This window comes from Salmonella sp. SSDFZ69 (genome assembly GCF_004010755.1).
Lineage (GTDB): Bacteria > Pseudomonadota > Gammaproteobacteria > Enterobacterales > Enterobacteriaceae > Salmonella > Salmonella enterica.
Map to the genome: position 1 here is coordinate 760,097 of NZ_CP034831.1, position 22,884 is coordinate 782,980.

The window sequence follows — 22,884 nt, forward strand, 5'->3', positions numbered from 1 at the left end:
CATCCGTAGTCTGAAATGGGGAATAAGCCGTGAAAAAACAAGTAACACTTGCCACACTCAGCATTATCTTCTCCGGTACGGCGCACAGTACGCAAAACGAACGTCCTGATATTATCGTGATTATCGCTGATGATATGGGATATTCTGATATCACTCCCTTCGGTGGGGAAATCCCAACGCCTAATTTGCAGGCGATGGCTGAGAACGGCGTGCGGATGAGTCAATATTACACGTCTCCCATGTCTGCTCCCGCCCGTGCGATGCTATTAACCGGGAACACCAGTCAGCAAGCGGGTATAGGCGGTATGTGGTGGTATGAAAATACCATAGGTAAGGAAGGCTATGAATTGCGCCTGACTGATCGGGTGACGACCATGGCTGAACGCTTTAAAGATGCTGGTTACAATACGCTGATGGCGGGTAAATGGCATCTTGGTTTTACGCCAGGCTCGACGCCAAAAGATCGGGGCTTTCGTCATTCTTTCGCCTTGATGGGGGGAGGCGCCAGTCACTTTGATGATGCCGTGCCGCTGGGAACCGTGGAGATATTTCATACCTATTATACCCGTGACAATCAGCGCATTTCACTGCCCTCCAGTTTTTACTCCAGCGAAGCCTATGCCAGCCAGATTAATCGCTGGATCAGCGAGACGCCACGGGAACAACCTATCTTCGCGTGGTTGGCCTTTACTGCGCCACATGATCCTCTGCAGGCGCCGGATGAATGGATTAGTCGTTTTAAAAGTCAGTATGAACAGGGCTATGCAGACGTCTATCGTCAGCGTATTGCTCGTTTGAAGAAACTGGGTTTCCTGCGTGATGACATACCTCTGCCAGGACTGGAACTTGATAAAGAATGGCAGGCGATGACCTCGGAACAGCAGAAATATACGGCGAAGGTGATGCAGGTTTACGCTGCTATGATCGCCAATATGGATGCACAGATTGGTACCGTTATTGAGACGTTAAAAAAGACCGGGCGCGATAAAAACACGATTCTGGTCTTCTTAAGTGATAATGGGGTGAATCCGGCAGAGGGCTTTCACTATGAATCTGAACCGGATTTTTGGAAGCAATTCGATAATCGTTACGAAAATATTGGTCGTAAAAATTCATTTATCTCTTATGGTCCCCACTGGGCTGATGTCAGCAATGCGCCTTATGGTCGCTATCACAAAACGACCAGCGGTCAGGGGGGAATTAATACCAGTTTTATGATTTCCGGTCCTGGTATCATCCATAATGGCGCCATAGATAACGCCACAATGGCGGCGTATGATGTCGCGCCCACGCTCTATGAATTTGCAGGTATTGATGCCAGTAAATCATTATCTGAAAGACAGACACTGCCAATGATCGGCGTGAGTTTTAAACGTTATCTGACCGGTGAAAGTCTGCACGCGCCTCGCACACAATATGGTGTTGAACTCCATAATCAGGCGGCCTGGATAGATGGGGAATGGAAATTGCGTCGTCTTGTCACAGTATTCCCACAGGCGGGTAATGCGCCATGGGAATTATTCAACCTGCAACGTGACCCCCTGGAAACGCATAATCTCGCAGCAGATTATGTGGATAAAGTGAAAATACTGAGCAGTGCATATGAGGCATTTGCAAAACAGACAATGGTGCTTTATGCCAAAGGCAAGCTTATCGATTATGTGGGTATCGACAGTAAAACCGGGCGTTATCTGGCTGTCGATCCACAGACATTGCAGCCAGTTCCTGCTCCGTTAGCGATTCCTTTAGACACAAAATCGGACCAATAATTATTGGTTACGTTTCAAATGATTATTCAACGCTCACATAACCGCATTCAGCCAGTGACTTTCAGGATGAAGTTTCTCAGCGTTGGCGATGTATCGCCGCGCCGGTATGCCAGAGCCAGCTTTGCGACGGGCATCTGGTCTGCAACGGGGCGGTATACTACTCCCTTGACATTAACCTGTCTCATTGAATCTGGAACCATCGACACACCCATCTCTGCCGACACAAGGTTAATGACTGACGAAATTTGCGGCACGAGTTGACCAATTTTCGGTTCAAAGCCCGCTTTACCGCAGGCCTCGATCACTGCGTCATAAAGCGACAGGCCGATTTCACGTGGGAAGAGTAAAAAAAACTCATCTTTGAGAGTCGAGAGTGCAATCTGTTTACACGCCGCAGCAGGATGCGTTTCTGCCAGCACAATAACCATCGGCTCTTCAGACAGTAACCTAAGCTGGAACCGTTCATTGCCTGTAAAACCGGGTCTCAGAAAGGCAACATCCAGCGATCCTTCATTCAATTCATCAGCCAGTTGGGTTGTATTTCCTTCCTCAAGCTGCAAATGAACGTCAGGATAAGCCCGCTTGAAAGTACGGATTGCGCCGGGCACCACACTGTTAAATGCCGCAGAGGCAGTAAAACCCACCCTTAACACGCCCGACTCCCCCCTGGCGACACGCTGCGCCGCCAGCACGGCTCTTGTCGCGGTAGCAGGCATCCCTTTAACAACATCATAAAATGCTTTTCCAGCCTCGGTTAATTCCGCGCCATGAGGCACTCTCCGGAATAGCTGCGCTCCCAGCTCTCTTTCCAGATCCTTAATCTGTTGGCTTAGCGGCGGCTGACCTATGCCTAATTTTGTCGCAGCCCGCGTGAAATGCCGCTCTTCAGCGACGGCGAGAAAATAGCGAATATGGCGCAGTTCCATCCTCATCTCCAAAAGCAATTAAGAATGGCACCATCATATATTGGAAGAATGAAACCGGCGAGCGCATAGTGAGGTTAACAGGAGGTGCAATATGCCCGATATTTCTCATACACCGACACGTAGCTGGCTTTTTACTCCAGCAATTCAACCAGAACGTTTCATAAAAGCAGTTGAAAGTGCGGCGGACATTTCTATTATCGATCTTGAAGATTCCGTCACCCCGAATGACAAGGCGCAGGCCCGGAAAATTGCGATGCAGTTCCTTTCATCCCGACCAAACTCATCGCTGAAAATAGCATTAAGAATTAATGGAATGAATACTCATGCTGGCATTGAAGACCTGCATATGTTACTGGAATGCCGTTTTTTTCCTGATTACATTATTCTTCCGAAAACAGAGTCAGCCGCGCACCTGCAAATCGTGGATAGTCTTATCATGATGGCTGGTTCTGATACTCGCCTTATTGGCATTATTGAGTCAGTTGTCGGGCTTAATGCCGTAGAGTCTATTGTGGACGCCACCCCCAGACTCTGCGGGTTGATGTTTGGCGCCGCAGATATGGCGGCTGACATTGGCGCCACACCCGCCTGGGAGCCTCTTGCGCTGGCGCGGGCCAGAATAGTGGCTGCCTGCGCTATGAAAGGGCTTCTTGCAATAGATGCTCCCTTCTTTGATATAGGCGATTTTTCAGGTCTGAAAGAGGAAACGCTGCAGGCGCTCAGTTTTGGTTTTTCTGCAAAATCGGCTATTCACCCCGCTCAGATTAGTGTAATCAACACCGCATTTACTCCTACAACGGCAGAAATTAATCATGCTCGTGCAGTACTGACAGAGAATGCCAAAGGCGTCGGGATCGTTAGCGGCATGATGATAGATGCAGCCGTTGCCCGTCAGGCCCGGAGATTACTCGCCCGGGCAGGGATCTTTTCCTGATTTTATAACAGAGGAATTGATTATGAACACGTTATTACCCGCTTATAAAACCATTAGCGAGGGGCGCTACCGAGAAATTTCGGGTCTTTACTGGGAGGATTTTTATCCCGGTGATGTTTTTGAACATCGTCCCGGCCGGACGGTTCTGGACGCCGATAATGTGTGGTTTACCCTGCTCACTCTCAATGTGCAGCCGGTCCATTTCGATTCGGCTTACGCCAGCAAAACGGAATGGAAAAAGTTACTGGTTGATTCAACGTTCACTCTGGCGCTTTTAACCGGTATGAGCGTGCGTACTGTCAGCGCCAGGGTCGTGGCCAATCTTGGCTGGGATAAGGTACAAGCCGTCCACCCGGTTTTCGCAGGGGATACACTTTATGCTGAAAGCACTGTACTTAGCAAACGCCTGTCAAATAGTCGCCCGGGACAAGGCATCGTTACCGTTCGGACATGTGGTATTAACCAGAATGGTGTAGAGGTCATGCGCTTCGAACGAACAATGTTAGTTTATTGCTGTGGATGTTCGCCTGAAGAAGACGCCGCTTATTGAGAAATCGCCCTGAGGTTTAGAGTCATGATGAATGTTAATGCAGCGTATGCCGAAAAATGCGTGACGCCTGACGAGGCGGTTACTTTAATTACCTCCGGCAGTCACCTCTCTATGGGAATGTTTGCAGCAGAGCCTCCAGTTTTGCTGAATGCGCTGGCAAAGCGAGCGAAAAGGGGAGAAATCAACGATCTGCGGGTTTACTGTTATGAAACAGCCAGCATTGCCGGGAACACTATTTTCCGTTATGAGCTAAGTGACTATATTCATCTCTACAGTATGTTTATTACCGGTATTGAACGGGCTTTAATACGTCAGGGGATTGAGAGTTCCGGGCGAAAAATAGTTAACTATGTTCCTTCAAATTTTCATCAGGCGACGCGATTACTGGCTGATGATATTGGTATTGATACTTTTATTCACACCGTGTCCCCTATGGATAAGTATGGTTATTTTAATTTTGGAACTGGAAACGATTATTCCACCCGGATTGCGAGGACAGCTAAAAAGCTTATTGTCGAAGTTAACAAATATATGCCGCGCGTTCATGGAGAAGGTGCTGCAATCCATATTTCAGAAATTGACGCCATTGTTGAAAACCATGTCCCTTTAATTGAATTACCAATACGTACTGCCGTAGCTGAAGATATTGCTATCAGTCAGATTATCGCCTCTCTTGTGCCAGATGGCGCTTGTCTCCAGATGGGGATCGGCGCATTACCGGAGCTCATCTGTAATGCGCTCAAGGAACATAATGATCTGGGGGTCCATACAGAGGCGCTGAATCCGGGGTTGGTAAGTTTGATTCAACAAGGCGTCGTTACCAACCAGCGTAAAAATATCGACCGGGGAATGTCTGTATTTACTTTTGCTATGGGACAAAAGGATATGTATGACTATCTCAACGACAACCCCTCTTTTTTTAGTCGGCCTGTCGATTATGTTAACGATCCGGGGATCATTGCGCAAAATGAGAATGTTGTCTCCATTAACGCTACCTTACAAATCGATCTCACTGGTGCCTGTAACTCTGAACATTTGCTTGGACACCAGTACAGCGCTTCAGGAGGGCAATTGGATTTTGTCAGAGGCGCATATGCATCTAAAGGAGGTCGTTCCATTATTACGACACGCTCAACGGCCGCGAATGATACGATTTCTCGTATTGTTCCCCGCCTTGAGGGGCCTGTAACAACCCCACGAACGGATACGCACTGGATAGTCACTGAATTTGGCTCCGTAAACCTGAAGGGGCTCTCTTCAACCGAGCGTGCGCTCAGGATCATTGAATTGGCGCATCCCAATTTTCGGCAGCAACTTAGAGTAGATGCAAAAAAAATGCATCTGATTTAAAAGTAGGTTAATGCTATTTTTTAATGTAGCATCCCCAAAATATAAACATCATGAGTCTATTCAAATGATAATTGACAGAATTGATCACCTTGTATTAACGGTATCTGATATATCAACCACAATAAGATTCTACGAAGAGGTACTTGGTTTTTCTGCGGTAACATTTAAACAAAACAGAAAAGCGTTAATATTTGGAGCGCAAAAAATTAACCTCCATCAGCAAAAAATGGAGTTCGAACCAAAAGCGAGTAGACCAACGCCGGGATCTGCCGATTTATGTTTTATTACATCGACACCGATAAATGATGTTGTGTCTGAGATCTTACAGGCAGGCATTCCCATTGTTGAAGGCCCGGTTGAGAGAACTGGAGCCACAGGCGAGATAATGTCTATCTACATCAGGGACCCTGATGGAAACTTAATTGAAATTTCGCAGTATGTTTAATGTTAAAACTTACTATTACTGCCTTTATTATGATCACGCATCCGTTTATATTGGTCTAATGGAGATCATATGGCAATAATTTCTGGAAAGAGTCTATGTTCAAACTTATTGACTTGAAGACATCGAGGAATTCATAAGAAAGCGTAAAAAAGGAAAGGTGGTGCCGGACTCGGAATCATATCTAGGATTAACATGCTGTTTGTTATTGTTTTTGTTGGTATTTCTCGTAAATAGCGCCCCCACTAAAGCCCCCATAAAAAATCACTTTATTTTTGTGATGGTTATCACGAAAAATCGTTGTTTTGCGAGTGGGGCTTTGTTATGTGTGGAGTCAGGTCTACACATAACGGTCTGAGGTCCACATATAGCAGATGGAATTCCACACATAATGGTTCGGGGTCCACACATAGCGGCGCTAAAAAATCCATGCTGCATTACGCAGGCAAAACTTCATCCCTCTTCGCATTGAACATCTTTCAAACTTACATTTGATATGTTGGAACAAAGGTTTTTGAGATAATAAAAATTGGTGTGTTTTCTAATTTATAGATTCTATTAGTGTTTTTTCTATACTTTTGAGATGCCTTCATGCACCAGTTGAGATAACTAAACATCATGGCTCAATTTAATCACTTTGAACTCTCGCTTCTGAACCCCAGCTTTGACTCCCCTTTGGTCGATGCGCTGACGGAGCTGGAGTTATTCCGGCACCTGCGGCTGGAAACCGATGTTCACCCTATCCTATTTGCGCAGTTGAAGGCCGTTTTCCACATGCTGGAGAGTTTTGGCTCTGCAAGAATTGAGGGAAATCACACCACGCTTGCCGACTATGTTGAAAGCAAGGTTGAAGGAACGCAGAGTTCGACGGATCAGCTCAAAGAAATCAACAATATTGAAGCCGCGATGGAGTACATCGACGAATACCTGAGCGATGGTGATGAGATAACGGAATATTTTATCCGCGAGTTGCATAGTCTGGCGGTAGCCGGGCTGCAACAGGAAGGCGACAGAACGCCCGACGCATATCGACAACATAATGTCAGCATTGCTCAGTCTGACCATTTGCCGCCGGACCACATTCGCGTTGCTGATTATATGGCGGAACTAACCGCCTTTATTAACCGTGCCGATAAGCCAAAGTACGATCTGATGAAGATTGCGCTGGTGCACCACCGCTTTGGCTGGATACATCCCTTTGGCAACGGTAATGGCCGAACGGTCAGACTGCTGACCTATGCGTTGCTTATCAAGTATGGTTTTAATGTTCAGGCTGGTGGGCGGGTTCTCAATCCGACTGCGGTATTCTGTAATGATCGTGAGCGCTATTACGCCATGCTTTCGTTAGCCGATAAAGGCACGGAGCAGGGGCTGGAAGAATGGTGCTTATATGTGCTTTCGGGGATCTCCTCTGAGCTGAAGAAAGTCGATCAACTGACAAGCCACGCTTTTCTGAGCGAAAAGATCCTGTATCCGGCTATCGATTTTTCGTCGGAGCGAGGGTTGATAAATCCGCTGGAATCGAAGGTACTGAAACGCGCCGTCGAGTTGGGGACGATCAAAGCGGGCGATCTACGTACCGTTTTGCCTGATCTGAAACCGACGCAGGTGACTTATCAGCTTGGTAAGTTGATTGAGCGGGGATTGCTTCAACCAGTAGAAGAGGGGGCGCGTACCTATACGGCGAAGTTTTCTAACTCGTATCTGATACGTGGGGTGATTAAGGTGCTGCGGGAAGAAGGGTTTATTCCTGATTTGTGATCCTCAATCTGGTTTATCTTTTGGTATTCATGTCGTTTTTAAATCGACTTTAGCGATAAAAAATAAACCATTAGAGCAAACCGCCCCTGTTAGCGCAGGGGCAGATTTATAAGTGTGATTCAGGGCAGTGGCGGCAGACCAAGCTCTTTAAGAAAGGCGTTATGCGTATCTCGCGCTTTCGCTATTTCCTGCTCTAACTCGACTAGCTGGCTATTGACTGCTGCCAGATCGATTTTCTCCTCCGGCACGGCGGTGCTGATATAGCGGGAAATATTCAGATTTCGTTAGCCTTGATTTCCTCCAGCGGTACGCGGCGGGAATAGCGATCTTCCTCTTTGCGGAACTGGTAAGTATCGACAATCTTGCTGATGTGCTCTTTATTCAGACGGTTCTGCCGCTTACCTTTCTCGAAGTATTCACTGGCGTTAATAAACAGCACGTCATCCGGCTTTTTGCACTTTTTCAATACCAGAATACACACCGGAATACCGGTTGAGAAAAACAGGTTGGCGGGCAGGCCAATGACGGTATCGATATTGCCGTCTTCGAGCCGCTTACGACGAATACGCTCTTCCGCGCCGCCGCGAAACAGAACGCCGTGCGGCAGGACGATCGCCATCGTACCTTCCGGGGCAAGAAAATGATCACCATCACGGTTCTGGAGTACCGCAGGAGAACGCCCAGCACCGTTTACAGGAAGCGTGGTGCCTGTGACGAATAATCCATCAGAGATGCTTAATGTGGGCAGTGAGCAATCTGTACCGTCATTACCTGCACCAGAAAAAGAATTAACCGATCTGGCTTTTTCGCTGTTTGCCCCACAGGAAACTGCCGCGCCAGCAGCCCATACTTTCCAGCCGGAAATACCCTGTGAAGATAACCGTCCTGTTTTGCCTGCCGCTGTACCGGAAAAAGCGGCTGCGGCATTATCCGGTGATATTGATAGTCCCGATTATCCATCGCCTCCACCGTCCCGTCCGGTAGTATCGCAGGCAGACAGCAAAATAACACTCCGGGCAACATTTTTACGACTGGTTGTGTCAGGTGGTGCAGGCACGAAAAATTGTGACGAATGACGTGATGGCTCGCGTGCATATGGTTCAGGGAAAAGTGTTTCTGGTATCGCCTGGTATTTTTCAGCTATATGTTCAGTCGGTTACGGGTGAGACTGGGACGGAGTGGAAAAAAGTACAGCTGAGCTTTCAGCGGCTGGGTCTGCATATACGGGGCGACGACGGGATTAATATTTTTAACTGTGAGGTCAAAGGGCCACGTAAAACTTGTCAGGTAAAAGGCTATCTTCTGGATAAGCCGGAGGATATATTTAGTAGCAATGTATCGGAAGATAATCCCTATTTAACCATCATGACCCAGTAATGGAAACGGTGTGGAGGGGCGCACCTCTTTTTCATATCTAAGGGACGCCGTAGTGGCGTCCATTAATTATTTACATAATCCCTTTTCTGACCAGAGGAGTATTAACCCACTCATGAGCTTCTTTACTTATCTCAGCATCCGGATCGCATTGTGCCAGTAGTCCGGAAAATGAATTACAGGGCTATTTCTGAGATTCAGTTTCTTCGGTTTTCTGTAAAACCAATGCCGAGGTGGCCTGCGAAAAATATGTATATGAATTTTCTCATCAATAATTAACGCATATTAAAACGATCATAATGGAAGGCTTTCTCTGATATCCCGTACTTTTGTAGTCCGGATAATAGACTTTTCGCAAAGCCTGCGGGTCCGCAAAACCAGACGTGAACGTTTTGGCTATTATCGCTTTCCATCATAATATGTTTGGCTTCCAGTTTCATCCCGGCATCGATACGGTGTAAAGTCACACCTGCCGCTGTACATAATAAATCGAGATTTACAGGGTACTGCAAATCATCATGCTGACCAACGCAATACCATAAATCAATAGGGCAGAGTTGGTGGTCTGAGTTTTTTAAATATTCCAGCTGAGATATAAAAGGAGTGATACCGATCCCTCCCGCAACCCAGACCTGACGCTCAGATTGAATATTAAAGTCTAAATAACCCCAGGGGCCCTCAACAATCACGTCCTGTCCAATTTTTAATTCTTTCTTTAGTGAATGTGTATGATCCCCTAATGCTTTAATGGCAAAACGCAAGTGTTTTTTATCCTGGTAATAAGAGGCTATAGTGAATGGGTGTGCCTCTGCATCATGTTGAAATGTTAAAAATGAAAACTGCCCTGGTGTATGCAATAGAGGGGTGTCAGTATGTAGAGTTATTTCTATAATATCATTTGGGTAATAGTCGATGTTTGTGATGATCGCAACGCGTTTGTTTTTATAAGCAATCATATTAAATAGTGAAAGGCCGGCAGCATAAATACCGGGGATACTCACTATTACCAGCAGAATGCCCGCAGGTGAATTCCACCAATATGTTTTAAATAGAACGGTAAAAATATGGAAAGCAGTAGCCAGGTAAAAAACAGGAAACAGACGATGTATAAAATGGAAAATGTTATAAGGGATTTTTTTTACAAGAGAAACCAGCACCAACCCTATCATCAGGTATGTAGACCATTCAGCAGCTAACAATCCTGCATAGATCAGTTGAGATTGCCATGAGCTTATCTGAACACTTCCCAGTGATCCTGGATGAGCAAGCCAGCCATTTTGCACCAGCCAGTGAGGTATTTTTTCGTCCAGCCAGTGCGCCAGCGTAAAGACTGTTGCGATAATACCAGCTTGTTTGTGTAAACCCCACGATTTATCCAGACCTTTCAGAATTCGATTCAACCAGGGTGAACGCAAAATCAGACACATAGCTAATGTCATAAAACACCATGCGACGCACCCACTAAAAAAGAGAAAGTTTTGCCGAAACAGCCAAAATATTTTAGATGTTTCGGCGTGGAATATTTCACCTGATAAGACAAAAATAAGACTTGCTGTGAGTAATGTTAAGCTACTCACAAAATACGTTATTTTCATAATGGCCTGTTTTTTTAGCAGGCACGGGCAATTACCCGTGTCCTGGATAATAATTACGATTGATTGTAATTGTGATTATTTATAAAGAATAGCGGTGGCGTGTGATTGATTATCGATATGAAATGAAGTGATTCGATAATAATGAGCACCTGACGCTTCAGTTTTATTCTGAAGGAGTTGTATGATGCTTTCAGGATTTGTATTTATGGATGATACACTAACATGAGCAACTTCTTTCATGTCTGTTTCTGGATGACTAATTTCTGTTGCAGCAATGGATGTCTGCCCAAATAAAGAGAGTAAGAAAAAAGAGGTGACAATTTTTTTACTGATATTCATAAGAATTCCTTTCATATTAATAAACTTATCGATTAAAAGCATGAGCCAGCATACAGGGAATTTGCGCCAGTGAGTTTTTTTCTGCCAGAGATCTGCCTGGTACGGTTTTATCCACTCCTTCGGTGGGCAATATATGGACGTTAGTGATCCCCATCAAATTTAACGTTGACCGCAGATAGCTTTCCTGATGATCCAATTCCCGATGCCTGGTATCTGAATAAATTCCACCACGCGTGGAGACAATAAATGCTGGCCTGTCGGCCAGTAACCCCGTTGCACCCGTAGAGGTAAAACGAAATGTCAGACCAGCCTGGCAAACCTGATCTATCCAGGTTTTCAGACCCGAAGAGACAGAGTGGTTAATCATCGGTGCACCTATTACTAATATATCGCAGAGGCTCAACTCCGCGATCGCGTTTCTGATACCCTCCACTTCACTTTGCGTTTGTGCGTCTGTAGACATTAACTTTCCCCCAAGCACCAGAAATGTCTCTTCGCGTAAGTGGGGTGGCGGTGTCCGTCCGAGATCGCGGTATGTCACGCTGGCATTCGGAAAGCGCTGGCAGATAGCTTTTGTCAGCGCCAGGCTCAGCTTTCGTGAGCTGGAGTTGCAGAGCATAGGGCTGCTGTCAATGTGGAGGATCTTCATGGTGTTCGTCTCATTTAAAACGTGTGGCTAGTTTAACCGTTCTTAAAATGATGTTTAAATAGACGAAATTGAACTTCATTGTTGCGATAAAAGAACAATCATGATTGACTGGAATGATTACTGGTATTTTGCCCTGATTGCAGAAGAAGGAAGCTACAGCCGGGCGGCAATACGTGCGAAAGTGTCCAAATCGGTGCTAAGTCGGCGGATGTCGGCATTAGAGGAACAGCTTGGTGTACATCTGATTCAGCGGACAACCCGACGCCTTGCGCTGACCAAAGTCGGCGAGCAATTTGCGCAGGAGTGTCAGACGCTGGTAAATCAAAGTGAGCGAGCCCGCGCTGTTGTTCAGGCGGTACAGGAGTATCCACAGGGGACATTACGGATCAGTGCGCCGGTATTCATGGCAGAAACGTGGCTGGGAGCACTCATCAACGAATTTATTGCCCGTTGGCCGCTGGCAAATGTGCAGCTCCTTGCTGTCAATCGCCCGGTGGATATGATTGCAGAAGGTATTGATATTGCGCTATCAGTAAGTTCAGGGGCATTGCCTGATTCTTCGTTGCACTATAAAAAAATCAATACGCTATACGATATTCTGGTTGCCAGCCCCCAGTGGGTCGAGCAATATCCTGATTTAAAGACCATTGGAGATCTTCACAGGGCTCCGGCAATGGTGAGACTGGCCGACGGTCGTATGCAATCGTGGCATTTAATCAATGGGAGTCAGGAAATCACCCTGTCACTTTCCCCCCGTTTGTATTCCAATAATCTGCGGGTTCTGTTACAGGCAGTCGCTGGCGGCAATGGTGTGGCTTTATTACCGTTTCCGGCCTGCAAGGAAGAATTGCAAAACGGGGGATTGGTACAACTTTTCCCCGAGTGGTCTGGCCAGCCAAGACAGATTTATGCACTATTCCCAGCGAACAAAGGAATGCCCGCAGTTGCACGCTATTTTATGGACGAGTTAACCATGCGGCAGGAGAAACTAAATTCAGGACATCAAAAAGGTTAATTCATAGCGGCAGGAAACTGTCGCCGTGTTGTTGTAACAAATGACCAGACATGATTGTGGCAGATAATCCCGGCTTAGATATTCTGCAATCAGTTCATAAGTCTTAAATATACGCTATGTTGCCGGGCATAAATATAGGGCGCAACGTCCCCCTCGCGGCTCACGTCCAGATAATCTGACCCCCACTGCATCATCTCCATACGCGCCTCCATGTACTAACCTGCGGATAGGGGCCGAAAGTCAGACGATTTTCTTTACCGCCGAAGCGATAGCGGAAATACCATAGCTTAGAGCCGTCAGGTACAGAATTTGTGAATCGGTGATTTTTGTAGGGTTTTTCGAGGGGCGCGGCGCAGATCTTGCTATCAGTTAACATGAGGGTCTCTCCGTTCATCGAACTGAATGAACCCTTAATCTGACCCACAATTTTCCGGATACGTAGGGATAAATCAAAACGCACCTGAAAAGATCTTCACGCTAACTCATTGAATTAAAAACACATGGGGATTTATCAGGAAGCATAAAAAGGAAAGGTGGTGCCCGGACTCGGAATCGAACCAAGGACACGGGGATTTTCAATCCCCTGCTCTACCGACTGAGCTATCCGGGCAACGAGGCGCATTAAACCGTAATCGCCTCGCTTCGTCAACGAAATTTCTTCAAATCAACGTAGACTGCACAATCTATCACCACTTTGTTGTTATTGCACGCAGAATCAGGCAAAAAACATCGCCCATGCGGCGGAAATCGGCATCGCCAGCAACAGCGCCGGGAGCATATTCACTACCGGAAACATTTTGATTCCACATACACGCAAGCCGGTTGCCACCAGCAGCAGTCCGCCCACAGCGCTAAAGTCGCCCATCATTGCCGGCGTGGTCAGCGGAAGAATGAGAGTGGCGCAGGCGGCAAGCGTTAACTGGATAATCAACATCGGCGCGCAAATCGCCGAAACGGCGATGCCAAGCGAACAGGCGAAAATAATGGCAGTGAAAAAATCCAGAAAAGATTTAGCGATCAAAATGTTTGGATCGCCGGTCATCCCTTCATGCATCGCGCCGAAAATACCGGTGCCGCTGGCGCAAAAAAGTACAATGATAGCGACGTAACTTTGAATAAATGAGTCGTGTGTTGGCTTCTTACCCGATGCCATAAATAATTGTTGGATTTTCGCGACTGCGCCATTAATGCCTTTTTCCAGCAAACAAAACTCGCCGATAAGCGCGCCGACCAGCGTCGCCAGCACCATCACCGGAAGATTAGCGCACTTCATCACCAGCAGAATGCCAATACCCAGAGAGCACAGACCAAAAATAGACGTCATTGAGACGCGAATCCGTTCTGGCAGACGCTGACTTAACAGCGCGCCAATAACGCCGCCGAATAAAATTGCGCCAGCGTTAATAAAAGGTCCAATTACCACAATGACTCCTGTTATTTGTCTTTCAAATTGCCTTATTATCACGCGATTAAGCTGTTAATAGCTTGACTATCTGTGACGTATAGAGCGCTGATTTTACCTTGCGCCGTCTGGTTAAAGGTGCCATGATTGCGCGAAATTTCTCCTGCCAGCATGGGGCTCGCCGGGATGAACATAGCGCCTTTATATTGTCTTCACTGTCGCCTGACTGCGCGAGGTTTGCCCCTTTCTTTCCTTTTTTTTGTCATCCCCGCTATGCGGTGAGGGCAGCGCACGCTCACTGCAGGACAACAGTAAAATCAGAAACAGTCTGTTTTTACTGATGTCTGGCGGTCGGAGCTGGTATCCAGTTTGACCCGGCATCTCGTTGGGCAAGGCATCGGCCTTGTCCGGGGTTACTCTACTCCCGAAACGGGTATTTGCGCTTATGAAATCAATGAATATTGCCGCCAGCGGTGAACTCATCCCCCGTCTCTCCACCCACCGAAACGTAGTGGCGCTGGACAGTACCGACTTTACCGATGTGGCCGCAGTCGTCATTACCACTGCCGACAGCCGTAGCGGTATTCTGGCGTTGCTTAAACGCACCGGTTTTCACCTGCCGGTGTTTATGCTTGCGGATGAACCCGTCAGCGCGCCTGTCGGCGTTACGGCGGTAATAGTCGGGAACGCGCAGGAATGGCTGGAGCTGGAAAACGCTGCCTGTCGCTACGAAGCGGAACTTCTGCCGCCCTTTTATGGCACCCTGACCCAGTATGTCGACATGGGGAATAGTACCTTTGCTTGCCCGGGGCACCAGCATGGCGAGTTTTTTAGAAAACATCCCGCAGGCCGCCATTTTTATGACTTTTTTGGTGAAAACCTGTTTCGTGCGGATATGTGTAACGCCGATGTGAAACTTGGCGATCTGCTAATACATGAAGGTTCTGCCAAACACGCGCAGAAATTTGCGGCAAAAGTGTTTAATGCGGATAAAACCTACTTTGTGCTGAATGGAACTTCGGCGGCGAATAAAGTGGTCACCAACGCCTTGCTGACGCGCGGCGATCTGGTGCTGTTTGATCGTAATAATCACAAATCCAACCACCACGGCGCCCTGATTCAGGCCGGGGCGACGCCAGTCTATCTTGAAGCGGCGCGTAACCCGTTTGGTTTTATCGGTGGCATTGATGCGCACTGTTTTGATGAAACGTACCTGCGCGACCAGATTCGTGACGTGATGCCGGAAAGCGCCGATGCGTCGCGTCCGTTCCGCCTGGCGATCATTCAGCTGGGTACCTATGACGGCACTATTTACAACGCCCGTCAGGTAGTGGATAAAATCGGGCATCTCTGCGATTACATTCTGTTTGACTCCGCGTGGGTAGGCTATGAGCAGTTTATCAATATGATGGCAGATACCTCGCCGTTGCGGCTGGAGCTTAATGAAAACGACCCAGGGATCTTTGTGACCCAATCGGTACATAAGCAACAGGCGGGGTTCTCACAAACCTCGCAGATCCACAAAAAAGATAACCATATTCGCGGCCAGGCGCGTTTTTGTCCGCACAAACGCCTGAACAACGCCTTCATGTTGCACGCCTCGACCAGCCCGTTCTACCCGCTGTTTGCGGCGCTGGATATCAATGCCAAAATCCACGAAGGGGAGAGCGGTCGCCGCCTGTGGGCGGAGTGCGTTGCGCTGGGCATTGACGCGCGTAAAGCCATTCTCGCCCGTTGCAAACTGCTTCAGCCCTTTATCCCACTGGTGGTTGACGGCAAGCCGTGGCAGGCATATCCGACGGAGACCATTGCCAGCAATCGTCGTTTCTTCAGTTTTGAGCCCGGGGCGAAATGGCATGGCTTTGAGGGTTATGCGGATGACCAGTATTTTGTCGACCCCTGTAAACTGTTACTGACCACGCCAGGTATTGATGCCGATAGTGGGCGGTACACCGAATTCGGCATCCCGGCGACCATTCTCGCCCACTATCTGCGTGAGAACGGTATTGTGCCTGAGAAGTGCGATCTCAACTCGATTCTGTTCTTGCTGACACCTGCCGAGAGCGAAGAGAAACTGGCGCGACTGGTCGCGATGCTAGCGCAATTTGAACGACACATTGAAGACGATACGCCGCTTGCGGATGTATTGCCGACGGTTTTTCAGAAATACCCGGTGCGCTACCGCGATTACACCCTGCGTGAGCTATGTCAGGAGATGCACAACCTGTACGTTAGCTTTGACGTTAAGGATCTGCAAAAAGCGATGTTCCGCAAAGAAAGCCTGCCGCATGTGGCGATGAACCCACAGGATGCCAACAGCGCCTTTATTCGCGGCGATGTAGAGCTGGTGCGTATCAGCGAGGCGGGCGGGCGTATTGCTGCCGAGGGGGCATTGCCATACCCGCCGGGCGTACTGTGCGTGGTGCCGGGGGAGATTTGGGGCGGCGCGGCGCAGCGTTATTTTTTGGCGCTGGAAGAGGGCATCAATCTATTGCCTGGTTTTTCGCCGGAATTGCAGGGGGTATATAGCGAGACCGATGCCGATGGAATTCAACGCTTGTACGGATATGTTTTAAAGTAACGTTGCCTGCAGGCCGGATAAGGCATTTACGCCTTATCCGGCCTGCGAAACAGGGCAAGAATTAATGTGCAACGGGTTGCGAACCTGCCGGAACGCGAACGTGTTTGTATTTGAACAAGGCTACGAACGCAAAGGCCAGCACCAGCGAGTAGCCTGCGAAGATGAGCCACACGGTCTGCCAGTCGGTAATGCCGTTTTGAGTGTAATACTCCACCACTTTACCGCTCACAATGCCGCCCAGGATACAGCCGAAGCCATTGGTCATCATCAGGAACATCCCCTGCGCGCTGGCGCGGATTTCCGGGCGTACTTCTTTTTCGACAAACACCGAGCCAGAAATGTTGAAGAAGTCGAAGGCGCAGCCGTACACAATCATCGACAATACCAGCAGAACGGTACCGAACGGCGTCGGGTCGCCATAAGCGAACAGGCCGAAACGCAGCATCCACGCCACAATACTAATAAGCATAACGTTCTTAATACCATAACGGCTCAGGAAGAACGGAATGGTCAGGATGAATAACGTCTCAGAAATCTGCGAAATCGACATCATCACCGAGGCGTGCTGCACGATAAAGCTACTGGCGAATAGCGGATCTTTATCAAAGCTATGCAGGAAGGTGTTGCCAAACATGTTAGTGATCTGCAGTTCCGCGCCCAGCATCATGGAAAAGATGAAGAAAATCGCCATCCGCTTATTTTTAAACAGCGCAAAAGCGTCAAGGCCCAGCATTGATGTCCAGCTCTGGTTTTTCTGTTGGTTCGCCACCGGAATGTGCGGCAGGGTAAAAGTAAACAGTACCAGCAGAACGGAAAGCGTCGCGCCGATATAAAGCTGCATATGGCTCAGCTCGAAACCGGAGAAACTCACGCCCCACATCGCCAGAATAAAGCCAATGGTGCCCCAGATACGGATAGGCGGAAAGTCAGTCACAATATCCATGCCGGCAGACTGCAGGCGGTAATACGATATGGTATTGATCAAGCCCAACGTCGGCATATAGGCCAACGAGTTAAGCAGGATCACAAAGAACATCGCCCCAGGCGTAGTGACTTCCGCGGCCATGAATAGCGTGATGGCGCCGACGACATGACACAGGGCATAGACCCATTTCGCGCTCAGCCATTTGTCAGCCACAATGCCTAACAAGGTCGGCATAAAGACGGCGGCAATCCCCAGTGAACTATAAACTGCGCCAATAGATGCGCCGTCAAATTTTAAGGTGACGAACATATACGAGCCCAGGGTAGTGAGCCAGCTTCCCCACAGACAGAACTGCAGAAAAGAGAGTATTTTAAGCTGCAGCTTAAGATTCATGTTAATTTCCTCACACCTGAGAGCGGATGAATGTTTTAAAAGGCACATTTGCCGTTGTGATTTGGTGTGATTCTATCAATGAGAGGCGGGCTTTTTTTGTTACCTGTGACAAATATTTGCAAACAATTTCTGATTGCAAAGCAAAAGGGTGACGAAGTTAACACTTTTACCTTTCCCGCCTCTGTCATTTGCCAGCCAGAGGCGGGATGCGATGGTTTATCGGCGGCGATACGATCGCTGGGCGGAATTCACCTTATACAGATAGCGGCGCGACTCCGCAGATGGATGTCGGGTGGTTAATATCTGGTACACATCCCCCGGCGACATGCGGTTAATCATATTCGCGGCCTGAATCTTATCGTTCGAGAATACGCGTAATACGCTGCCTGCGCCGCCATTGTAGGCGGTAATGACCGCATAGCGCCGCGACGTCGGATTCTCAATACCGCTCAGATAGACATTATTCAACATCGCCAGATACGCTGTGCCGGTATCGATATTGCTGGCGGGGTCGAACAGGAAGTTACGGCTTGGCGTGCCGGACTTACCCTGAGAACGGAAAACATCTTTCCCGGCGCTGTGTTGCACCACCTGCATCAGGCCCAGCGCATCCGCGTGGCTGACCGCATACGGGTTAAACGAGGACTCCGTTTGCATAATCGCCAGAATCAGCGACTCGTCAACGCCGTATTTACGGGAGGCCTGGCGTACCATGCCAATGTATTTATGCGCGCGTTTATCAAGGTGGTTCGGCACCAGATTAATGGTGACGCTGTAAATAATACGCAGGCCGTTACTGCGGCTTTTGAGCCGCGTTTTCAGCAAGTAATCCGCGAATGTCGTGGCGCGGCCTTCCCAGCGAATAGGCTGGCCGGTATTGTCGAGGACCTGACCATACAGAAAGGGTTCTTTAGAAATTTTTATGTCATCGACATCGGAGTAAAGATCGACGGAGGTTGGGTCGTCACCCATGAGCAACGTTTTAATAATGGCCCGGCGCAGATGTGCGGTAGGTTCCGTCCCGGCGATGGTTTCAACGGTAATGGTCCCATCATCAAAGTTGATGTGGCTACGGGTCTGGAACTGATCGGTATATTTGACGTAGTCTTTCGGCCCGGCGATCAGGACTTCCTTATATCCCCACAGATTTTCAATATTGTTGGCAAATTGCCCCATCAAAATATCAAAGCCGTTGGTATCCTTGACCCAGGCTTCATTATACGTCTCGCCTTTTTTGGTCGAACTGGAGCAGGAGATGAGCAACGGCGCAATAACAGCAAGCGCGAGTAATTTTTTCATCATTCCGGGAGTGCATGTTGTGTTGTCGTTATGCCATGTTGCCGGGCAGCGGCGCTAAGGGCTTATCCGGCATAACTCACAGGCCGAATAAGCGCAGCGTCATTCAGCAACGGGCCTATTTTTTATCTTCCGGCGTATAACCTTCGATATGAACGTCTTTGCCTTCGAACAGGAAGCTCACCATCTCCTGTTCCAGCAGCTTACGGTGCTCGGCGTTCATCATGTTGAGCTTTTTCTCGTTAATCAACATGGTCTGCTTATGCTGCCACTGCGCCCACGCGTCCTTAGAGATCTCGTTATAGATACGTTTTCCCAGTTCGCCAGGGTAGAGCTGAAAATCTTGCCCTTCAGCGTCGCGTTGCAGGTAAGTACAAAAAATCGTTCTGCTCATAAGTCATCCTCTTCATCGACCGGGGCGTTAAACTGGCGCTCCGGTACGTAACTGCTGTAACAAGCGCTCCACGGGGGCCGCCAGTCCGACTGACGGCGGTTGCGCTAAGTTATACCAGAGCGCGCTGCCTTCATCCATGCAGGCGTCCAGTGACGACACGGGAAGCCACATAGGCACAATATCCAGGTGGAAATGGCTAAATGTGTGGCGAAACGCGTTAAGCTGGGTCAAATTATCAGCGTTAACATGCCGTTGCGCCAGCCATTCACGTAATTCATCTTCGCTGGCGAACTGCGGAAAGCAGTAGAGTCCGCCCCATAAACCGCTGGGAGGGCGCTGCGCCAGGAAAATCTCCTGATTATGCTGTAACAATAAAAAGTAACCCGTCCGCTCCGGCAACGTCTGTTTCGGTTTCTTGCCCGGATAGCGTGACCAGCTTTCATGCGCAGCGGCGATACAACCGTTTTGCAGCGGACACAGGGTGCACTTTGGCTTTGAACGCGTACAAACCATCGCGCCCAGATCCATCATCGCCTGATTAAAACGCTCCACGCCGCGTGCGGGCGTCACTTGCTCGCTCAACGTCCACAGCGTATTCTCCACCTCTTTTTTTCCAGGCCAGCCGCTAACAGCATAACAGCGAGCCAGCACACGTTTAACGTTTCCATCAAGAATCGGATAATGTTTACCTAACGCGAGGGAGAGAATTGCGCCGGCGGTTGAACGTCCGACGCCGGGTAGCGCGGCGATTTCGGCAAAAGTTTGCGGGAATTCTCCACCGTGAAGCGTCGCCACCTGTTGCGCCGCTTTATGCAAATTACGCGCGCGGGCGTAATAGCCGAGCCCGGTCCATAAATGGAGCACTTCATCCAGCGGCGCATTCGCTAAATCCGTTACCGTGGGAAAGCGCGCCATAAATCGCTCAAAGTAAGGAATCACCGTTGTCACCTGCGTTTGTTGCAACATGACTTCCGAGAGCCATACTTTGTAAGGCGTCTTGTTAATTTGCCAGGGCAGCGTTTTCCGCCCGTATTTGTCGTACCAGTCCAGAACCTGGGCTGAAAATTGAGACGCTTGCATGGAAACTCATTCATTATTGCCGGGGGCAAGATTGCAGCACAGAGGCCGCAGGGTGTAAACCGGAACTTTCCGCAGTGCGCTTCATGCTTGCATCCGGCAACTAACTTTGGATAATGCCCGTTTTCAGAACTCAAACACAGCAGACTACACTTTTATGAAAAACGACGTCATTTCACCGGAATTTGATGAAAACGGTCGCCCGCTGCGCCGTATTCGTAGTTTTGTTCGTCGCCAGGGGCGACTGACAAAGGGGCAAGAGCACGCGCTGGAAAACTACTGGCCGGTGATGGGCGTCGAGTTCAGCGAAGCGCCGGTAGATTTCGCCACGTTGTTTGGTCGCGAAGCGCCGGTGACGCTGGAGATTGGTTTTGGCATGGGGGCGTCTCTTGTGGCGATGGCGAAAGCGCGCCCGGAGCAGAATTTCCTCGGCATTGAAGTGCATTCACCCGGTGTCGGCGCGTGTCTGGCGTCCGCTCATGAAGAGGGCGTTGAAAACCTGCGCGTCATGTGCCACGACGCGGTAGAAGTGTTGCATACAATGATTCCTGACAATTCTTTATCGATGGTTCAGCTCTTTTTCCCTGACCCGTGGCATAAAGCGCGTCATAATAAACGCCGTATCGTTCAGGTGCCGTTTGCTGAACTGGTATTGAGCAAGCTGAAATTGGGCGGCGTTTTCCATATGGCGACCGACTGGGAAGCGTATGCGGAACACATGCTTGAAGTCATGTCTTCTATCGACGGGTACAAAAATCTGTCAGAGAGCAATGATTATGTACCGCGCCCGGAATCGCGCCCGGTAACGAAATTTGAACAACGTGGCCATCGTCTTGGTCATGGCGTATGGGACTTAATGTTCGAGAGGGTGAAATAATGGCAAAGAACCGTAGTCGTCGTCTGCGTAAAAAAATGCACATTGACGAATTCCAGGAATTAGGATTTTCGGTGGCATGGCGTTTTCCGGAAGGTACATCTGAAGAGCAGGTCGATAAGACTGTCGATGACTTTATTAATGATGTTATTGAGCCTAATAAACTGGCGTTTGACGGCAGCGGCTACCTGGCCTGGGAAGGGCTGATTTGTATGCAGGAAATCGGTAAATGTACCGAAGAACATCAGGCGATTGTGCGTAAGTGGCTGGAAGCGCGCAACCTTGAAGAAGTCCGAACCAGCGAACTTTTCGACGTTTGGTGGGACTAATGAGTACAGGGTCGGCAAATGCCGGCCCGCTTTGTCTTGAGGGAAAGTTATGATGCGCAAAACGCTGCTGGCGGCAGTGCTAACGTTTACGGCGATGGCCGCTCATGCAGATTACAAATGCAGCGTCACGCCGCGTGACGATGTGATCCTGAGTCCACAAACGGTGCAGGTGAAAGGTGAAAATGGCAACCTGGTGATCACGCCGGACGGCAATGTGATGTACAACGGTAAGCAGTACACCCTTAGCGCCGCGCAGCGCGAGCAAGCGAAAGATTACCAGGCGGAACTGCGAAGCGCGCTGCCGTGGATTGATGAGGGCGCCCGATCGCGCGTCGAAAAAGGCCGCGTGGCGCTGGATAAAATCATCGCTAAAGAGGTGGGCGAAAGCAGCAACATGCGTAGCCGTCTGACGAAGCTTGATGCGCAATTAAAAGCGCAAATGAACCGCATTATCGAACATCGTACGGACGGCCTGACGTTCCACTATAAGGCTATCGACCAGGTGCGTGCCGACGGTCAGCAGTTGGTGAATCAGGCGATGGGCGGTATTTTGCAGGACAGCATTAACGAAATGGGCGCCAAAGCGGTGCTTAAAGGCGGCGGTAATCCTTTACAGGGTGTGATGGGCAGCCTCGGTGGTTTGCAAACCGCTATCCAGAACGAATGGAAAAACCAGGAGAAAGATTTCCAGCAGTTTGGCAAAGATGTCTGTAGCCGCGTAGTGACCTTAGAAGATAGCCGCAAAGCGCTGGTTGGCAGCCTGAAGTAATCTTTTCTTTTTAAACAATGGCGCAGATCGTATCTGCGCCTTTTTATTCTGTTTTTTCCTGCATTTTGTTATCCATCTCTAAAAAATACTCTCTGTCGGATATATATCGCTGGTTAATCGTATGGCGTCACATTATTCGT

Annotated in this window: 23 protein-coding genes, 1 tRNA gene and 1 pseudogene; 13 read left to right on the forward strand and 12 right to left on the reverse strand. The window is 48.8% G+C overall.

Annotation, left to right across the window (positions count from 1 at the left end; translation table 11 throughout):
- The first annotated feature begins 29 nt into the window (after positions 1-29).
- On the forward strand, positions 30-1,769 hold the full coding sequence (locus tag EOS98_RS03710) for an arylsulfatase (protein ID WP_094897525.1): 1,740 nt from the start codon (positions 30-32) through the stop codon (positions 1,767-1,769).
- 47 nt (positions 1,770-1,816) lie between these two features.
- On the opposite strand, the gene ripR is transcribed toward EOS98_RS03710, so the two are convergent.
- On the reverse strand, positions 1,817-2,695 hold the full coding sequence (gene ripR / locus EOS98_RS03715) for an itaconate degradation transcriptional regulator RipR (protein ID WP_094897524.1): 879 nt from the start codon (positions 2,693-2,695) through the stop codon (positions 1,817-1,819).
- A gap of 91 nt (positions 2,696-2,786) precedes the next feature.
- Between ripR and ripC the strand changes: the two genes are divergently transcribed.
- The 5 genes from ripC (at position 2,787) to EOS98_RS03745 (ending at position 7,732) form a co-directional block, all read left to right on the forward strand.
- Positions 2,787-3,629, forward strand: coding sequence for an itaconate degradation C-C-lyase RipC (ripC, locus tag EOS98_RS03720; RefSeq protein WP_024797632.1), 843 nt, complete (start codon positions 2,787-2,789; stop codon positions 3,627-3,629).
- A gap of 22 nt (positions 3,630-3,651) precedes the next feature.
- Positions 3,652-4,179 carry a (R)-specific enoyl-CoA hydratase RipB/Ich gene (ripB, locus tag EOS98_RS03725; protein WP_001094310.1) on the forward strand — a complete coding sequence of 176 codons (528 nt, stop codon included), beginning with the start codon at positions 3,652-3,654 and terminating at the stop codon, positions 4,177-4,179.
- A gap of 24 nt (positions 4,180-4,203) precedes the next feature.
- A complete protein-coding gene (ripA, locus tag EOS98_RS03730) occupies positions 4,204-5,529 on the forward strand; it encodes an itaconate CoA-transferase RipA/Ict (protein ID WP_126523835.1) in 1,326 nt (441 codons plus the stop codon).
- A gap of 64 nt (positions 5,530-5,593) precedes the next feature.
- A complete protein-coding gene (locus EOS98_RS03735) occupies positions 5,594-5,974 on the forward strand; it encodes a VOC family protein (protein WP_140902128.1) in 381 nt (126 codons plus the stop codon).
- A 615-nt stretch (positions 5,975-6,589) separates the two neighbouring features.
- Entirely contained in the window at positions 6,590-7,732 is a 1,143-nt protein-coding gene (locus EOS98_RS03745; protein ID WP_094964677.1) for a Fic family protein, read from the forward strand.
- Positions 7,733-8,006: 274 nt separating this feature from the next.
- Here the strand turns inward: EOS98_RS03745 and EOS98_RS03750 are convergent, their stop codons facing one another.
- Positions 8,007-8,351 (reverse strand): N-6 DNA methylase, encoded by a 345-nt coding sequence (locus tag EOS98_RS03750; protein ID WP_024134177.1) that lies wholly within the window; start codon positions 8,349-8,351, stop codon positions 8,007-8,009.
- Positions 8,352-8,442: 91 nt separating this feature from the next.
- On the opposite strand from EOS98_RS03750, the gene EOS98_RS03755 reads away from it, so the two are divergent.
- Together EOS98_RS03755 and EOS98_RS03760 are read left to right on the forward strand one after the other, a co-directional pair.
- Positions 8,443-8,808: a hypothetical protein gene (locus EOS98_RS03755; protein WP_126523837.1), complete on the forward strand. Its 366-nt coding sequence runs from the start codon at positions 8,443-8,445 to the stop codon at positions 8,806-8,808.
- A complete protein-coding gene (locus tag EOS98_RS03760; RefSeq protein ID WP_237121938.1) occupies positions 8,798-9,109 on the forward strand; it encodes a conjugal transfer nickase/helicase domain-containing protein in 312 nt (103 codons plus the stop codon). The genes EOS98_RS03755 and EOS98_RS03760 overlap by 11 nt, the downstream gene beginning before the upstream one ends.
- 272 nt (positions 9,110-9,381) lie before the next feature.
- Here the strand turns inward: EOS98_RS03760 and EOS98_RS03765 are convergent, their stop codons facing one another.
- The 3 genes from EOS98_RS03765 to EOS98_RS03775 all read right to left on the reverse strand — a co-directional run bounded on the left by EOS98_RS03765 (position 9,382) and on the right by EOS98_RS03775 (position 11,689).
- Positions 9,382-10,545 carry a ferric reductase-like transmembrane domain-containing protein gene (locus EOS98_RS03765; RefSeq protein WP_233946518.1) on the reverse strand — a complete coding sequence of 388 codons (1,164 nt, stop codon included), beginning with the start codon at positions 10,543-10,545 and terminating at the stop codon, positions 9,382-9,384.
- Between the two features lie 231 nt (positions 10,546-10,776).
- On the reverse strand, positions 10,777-11,040 hold the full coding sequence (locus EOS98_RS03770) for a YdgH/BhsA/McbA-like domain containing protein (RefSeq protein WP_001027081.1): 264 nt from the start codon (positions 11,038-11,040) through the stop codon (positions 10,777-10,779).
- 25 nt (positions 11,041-11,065) lie between these two features.
- A complete protein-coding gene (locus EOS98_RS03775; RefSeq protein WP_000697438.1) occupies positions 11,066-11,689 on the reverse strand; it encodes an FMN-dependent NADH-azoreductase in 624 nt (207 codons plus the stop codon).
- 100 nt (positions 11,690-11,789) lie between these two features.
- Between EOS98_RS03775 and EOS98_RS03780 the strand changes: the two genes are divergently transcribed.
- Positions 11,790-12,704 carry a LysR family transcriptional regulator gene (locus tag EOS98_RS03780; RefSeq protein ID WP_126523838.1) on the forward strand — a complete coding sequence of 305 codons (915 nt, stop codon included), beginning with the start codon at positions 11,790-11,792 and terminating at the stop codon, positions 12,702-12,704.
- A gap of 214 nt (positions 12,705-12,918) precedes the next feature.
- On the opposite strand, the pseudogene EOS98_RS24770 reads toward EOS98_RS03780, so the two are convergent.
- The 3 genes and pseudogenes from EOS98_RS24770 to EOS98_RS03790 all read right to left on the reverse strand — a co-directional run.
- Positions 12,919-13,080 (reverse strand): annotated as a pseudogene (locus EOS98_RS24770) (Arm DNA-binding domain-containing protein); the annotation flags it as partial.
- A gap of 158 nt (positions 13,081-13,238) precedes the next feature.
- Positions 13,239-13,314: transfer RNA gene (locus EOS98_RS03785), tRNA-Phe, on the reverse strand.
- A gap of 105 nt (positions 13,315-13,419) precedes the next feature.
- Positions 13,420-14,127: a DUF554 domain-containing protein gene (locus EOS98_RS03790; protein WP_000234466.1), complete on the reverse strand. Its 708-nt coding sequence runs from the start codon at positions 14,125-14,127 to the stop codon at positions 13,420-13,422.
- 424 nt (positions 14,128-14,551) lie between these two features.
- Between EOS98_RS03790 and EOS98_RS03795 the strand changes: the two genes are divergently transcribed.
- A complete protein-coding gene (locus EOS98_RS03795) occupies positions 14,552-16,687 on the forward strand; it encodes an ornithine decarboxylase (protein ID WP_000839737.1) in 2,136 nt (711 codons plus the stop codon).
- 61 nt (positions 16,688-16,748) lie between these two features.
- Here EOS98_RS03795 and EOS98_RS03800 read toward each other — a convergent pair whose 3' ends face one another.
- The 4 genes from EOS98_RS03800 to mutY form a co-directional block, all read right to left on the reverse strand.
- Positions 16,749-18,005: a nucleoside permease gene (locus EOS98_RS03800; RefSeq protein WP_001049803.1), complete on the reverse strand. Its 1,257-nt coding sequence runs from the start codon at positions 18,003-18,005 to the stop codon at positions 16,749-16,751.
- 216 nt (positions 18,006-18,221) lie between these two features.
- A complete protein-coding gene (mltC, locus tag EOS98_RS03805) occupies positions 18,222-19,307 on the reverse strand; it encodes a membrane-bound lytic murein transglycosylase MltC (RefSeq protein WP_000976289.1) in 1,086 nt (361 codons plus the stop codon).
- Between the two features lie 112 nt (positions 19,308-19,419).
- Positions 19,420-19,695, reverse strand: a complete 276-nt coding sequence (locus EOS98_RS03810) for an oxidative damage protection protein (protein ID WP_000091706.1) — start codon at positions 19,693-19,695, stop codon at positions 19,420-19,422.
- 27 nt (positions 19,696-19,722) lie between these two features.
- Entirely contained in the window at positions 19,723-20,775 is a 1,053-nt protein-coding gene (mutY, locus tag EOS98_RS03815; RefSeq protein ID WP_001148959.1) for an A/G-specific adenine glycosylase, read from the reverse strand.
- A gap of 154 nt (positions 20,776-20,929) precedes the next feature.
- Between mutY and trmB the strand changes: the two genes are divergently transcribed.
- Genes trmB through EOS98_RS03830 form a run of 3 tightly spaced genes read left to right on the forward strand, consistent with a single transcriptional unit; the run spans position 20,930 to position 22,744 of the window.
- Positions 20,930-21,649 (forward strand): tRNA (guanosine(46)-N7)-methyltransferase TrmB, encoded by a 720-nt coding sequence (trmB, locus tag EOS98_RS03820; RefSeq protein WP_000786893.1) that lies wholly within the window; start codon positions 20,930-20,932, stop codon positions 21,647-21,649.
- On the forward strand, positions 21,649-21,975 hold the full coding sequence (locus EOS98_RS03825; protein WP_001107574.1) for a YggL family protein: 327 nt from the start codon (positions 21,649-21,651) through the stop codon (positions 21,973-21,975). Before trmB ends, EOS98_RS03825 begins: the two co-directional genes overlap by 1 nt.
- 49 nt (positions 21,976-22,024) lie before the next feature.
- Positions 22,025-22,744, forward strand: a complete 720-nt coding sequence (locus EOS98_RS03830; protein ID WP_000984827.1) for a DUF2884 domain-containing protein — start codon at positions 22,025-22,027, stop codon at positions 22,742-22,744.
- The last annotated feature ends 140 nt before the right edge of the window (positions 22,745-22,884 follow it).

What these genes read in the sequence shown, in the direction of transcription:
- ripR (WP_094897524.1), bottom strand. Translation starts at nt 2,695, where the DNA reads ATGGAACTGCGCCATATTCGCTATTTTCTCGCCGTCGCTGAAGAGCGG.
- ripC (WP_024797632.1), top strand. Translation starts at nt 2,787, where the DNA reads ATGCCCGATATTTCTCATACACCGACACGTAGCTGGCTTTTTACTCCA.
- ripB (WP_001094310.1), top strand. Translation starts at nt 3,652, where the DNA reads ATGAACACGTTATTACCCGCTTATAAAACCATTAGCGAGGGGCGCTAC.
- ripA (WP_126523835.1), top strand. Translation starts at nt 4,204, where the DNA reads ATGATGAATGTTAATGCAGCGTATGCCGAAAAATGCGTGACGCCTGAC.
- EOS98_RS03735 (WP_140902128.1), top strand. Translation starts at nt 5,594, where the DNA reads ATGATAATTGACAGAATTGATCACCTTGTATTAACGGTATCTGATATA.
- EOS98_RS03745 (WP_094964677.1), top strand. Translation starts at nt 6,590, where the DNA reads ATGGCTCAATTTAATCACTTTGAACTCTCGCTTCTGAACCCCAGCTTT.
- EOS98_RS03750 (WP_024134177.1), bottom strand. Translation starts at nt 8,351, where the DNA reads ATGGCGATCGTCCTGCCGCACGGCGTTCTGTTTCGCGGCGGCGCGGAA.
- EOS98_RS03765 (WP_233946518.1), bottom strand. Translation starts at nt 10,545, where the DNA reads ATGACATTAGCTATGTGTCTGATTTTGCGTTCACCCTGGTTGAATCGA.
- EOS98_RS03770 (WP_001027081.1), bottom strand. Translation starts at nt 11,040, where the DNA reads ATGAATATCAGTAAAAAAATTGTCACCTCTTTTTTCTTACTCTCTTTA.
- EOS98_RS03775 (WP_000697438.1), bottom strand. Translation starts at nt 11,689, where the DNA reads ATGAAGATCCTCCACATTGACAGCAGCCCTATGCTCTGCAACTCCAGC.
- EOS98_RS03780 (WP_126523838.1), top strand. Translation starts at nt 11,790, where the DNA reads ATGATTGACTGGAATGATTACTGGTATTTTGCCCTGATTGCAGAAGAA.
- EOS98_RS03795 (WP_000839737.1), top strand. Translation starts at nt 14,552, where the DNA reads ATGAAATCAATGAATATTGCCGCCAGCGGTGAACTCATCCCCCGTCTC.
- EOS98_RS03800 (WP_001049803.1), bottom strand. Translation starts at nt 18,005, where the DNA reads ATGAATCTTAAGCTGCAGCTTAAAATACTCTCTTTTCTGCAGTTCTGT.
- mltC (WP_000976289.1), bottom strand. Translation starts at nt 19,307, where the DNA reads ATGATGAAAAAATTACTCGCGCTTGCTGTTATTGCGCCGTTGCTCATC.
- EOS98_RS03810 (WP_000091706.1), bottom strand. Translation starts at nt 19,695, where the DNA reads ATGAGCAGAACGATTTTTTGTACTTACCTGCAACGCGACGCTGAAGGG.
- mutY (WP_001148959.1), bottom strand. Translation starts at nt 20,775, where the DNA reads ATGCAAGCGTCTCAATTTTCAGCCCAGGTTCTGGACTGGTACGACAAA.
- trmB (WP_000786893.1), top strand. Translation starts at nt 20,930, where the DNA reads ATGAAAAACGACGTCATTTCACCGGAATTTGATGAAAACGGTCGCCCG.
- EOS98_RS03825 (WP_001107574.1), top strand. Translation starts at nt 21,649, where the DNA reads ATGGCAAAGAACCGTAGTCGTCGTCTGCGTAAAAAAATGCACATTGAC.
- EOS98_RS03830 (WP_000984827.1), top strand. Translation starts at nt 22,025, where the DNA reads ATGATGCGCAAAACGCTGCTGGCGGCAGTGCTAACGTTTACGGCGATG.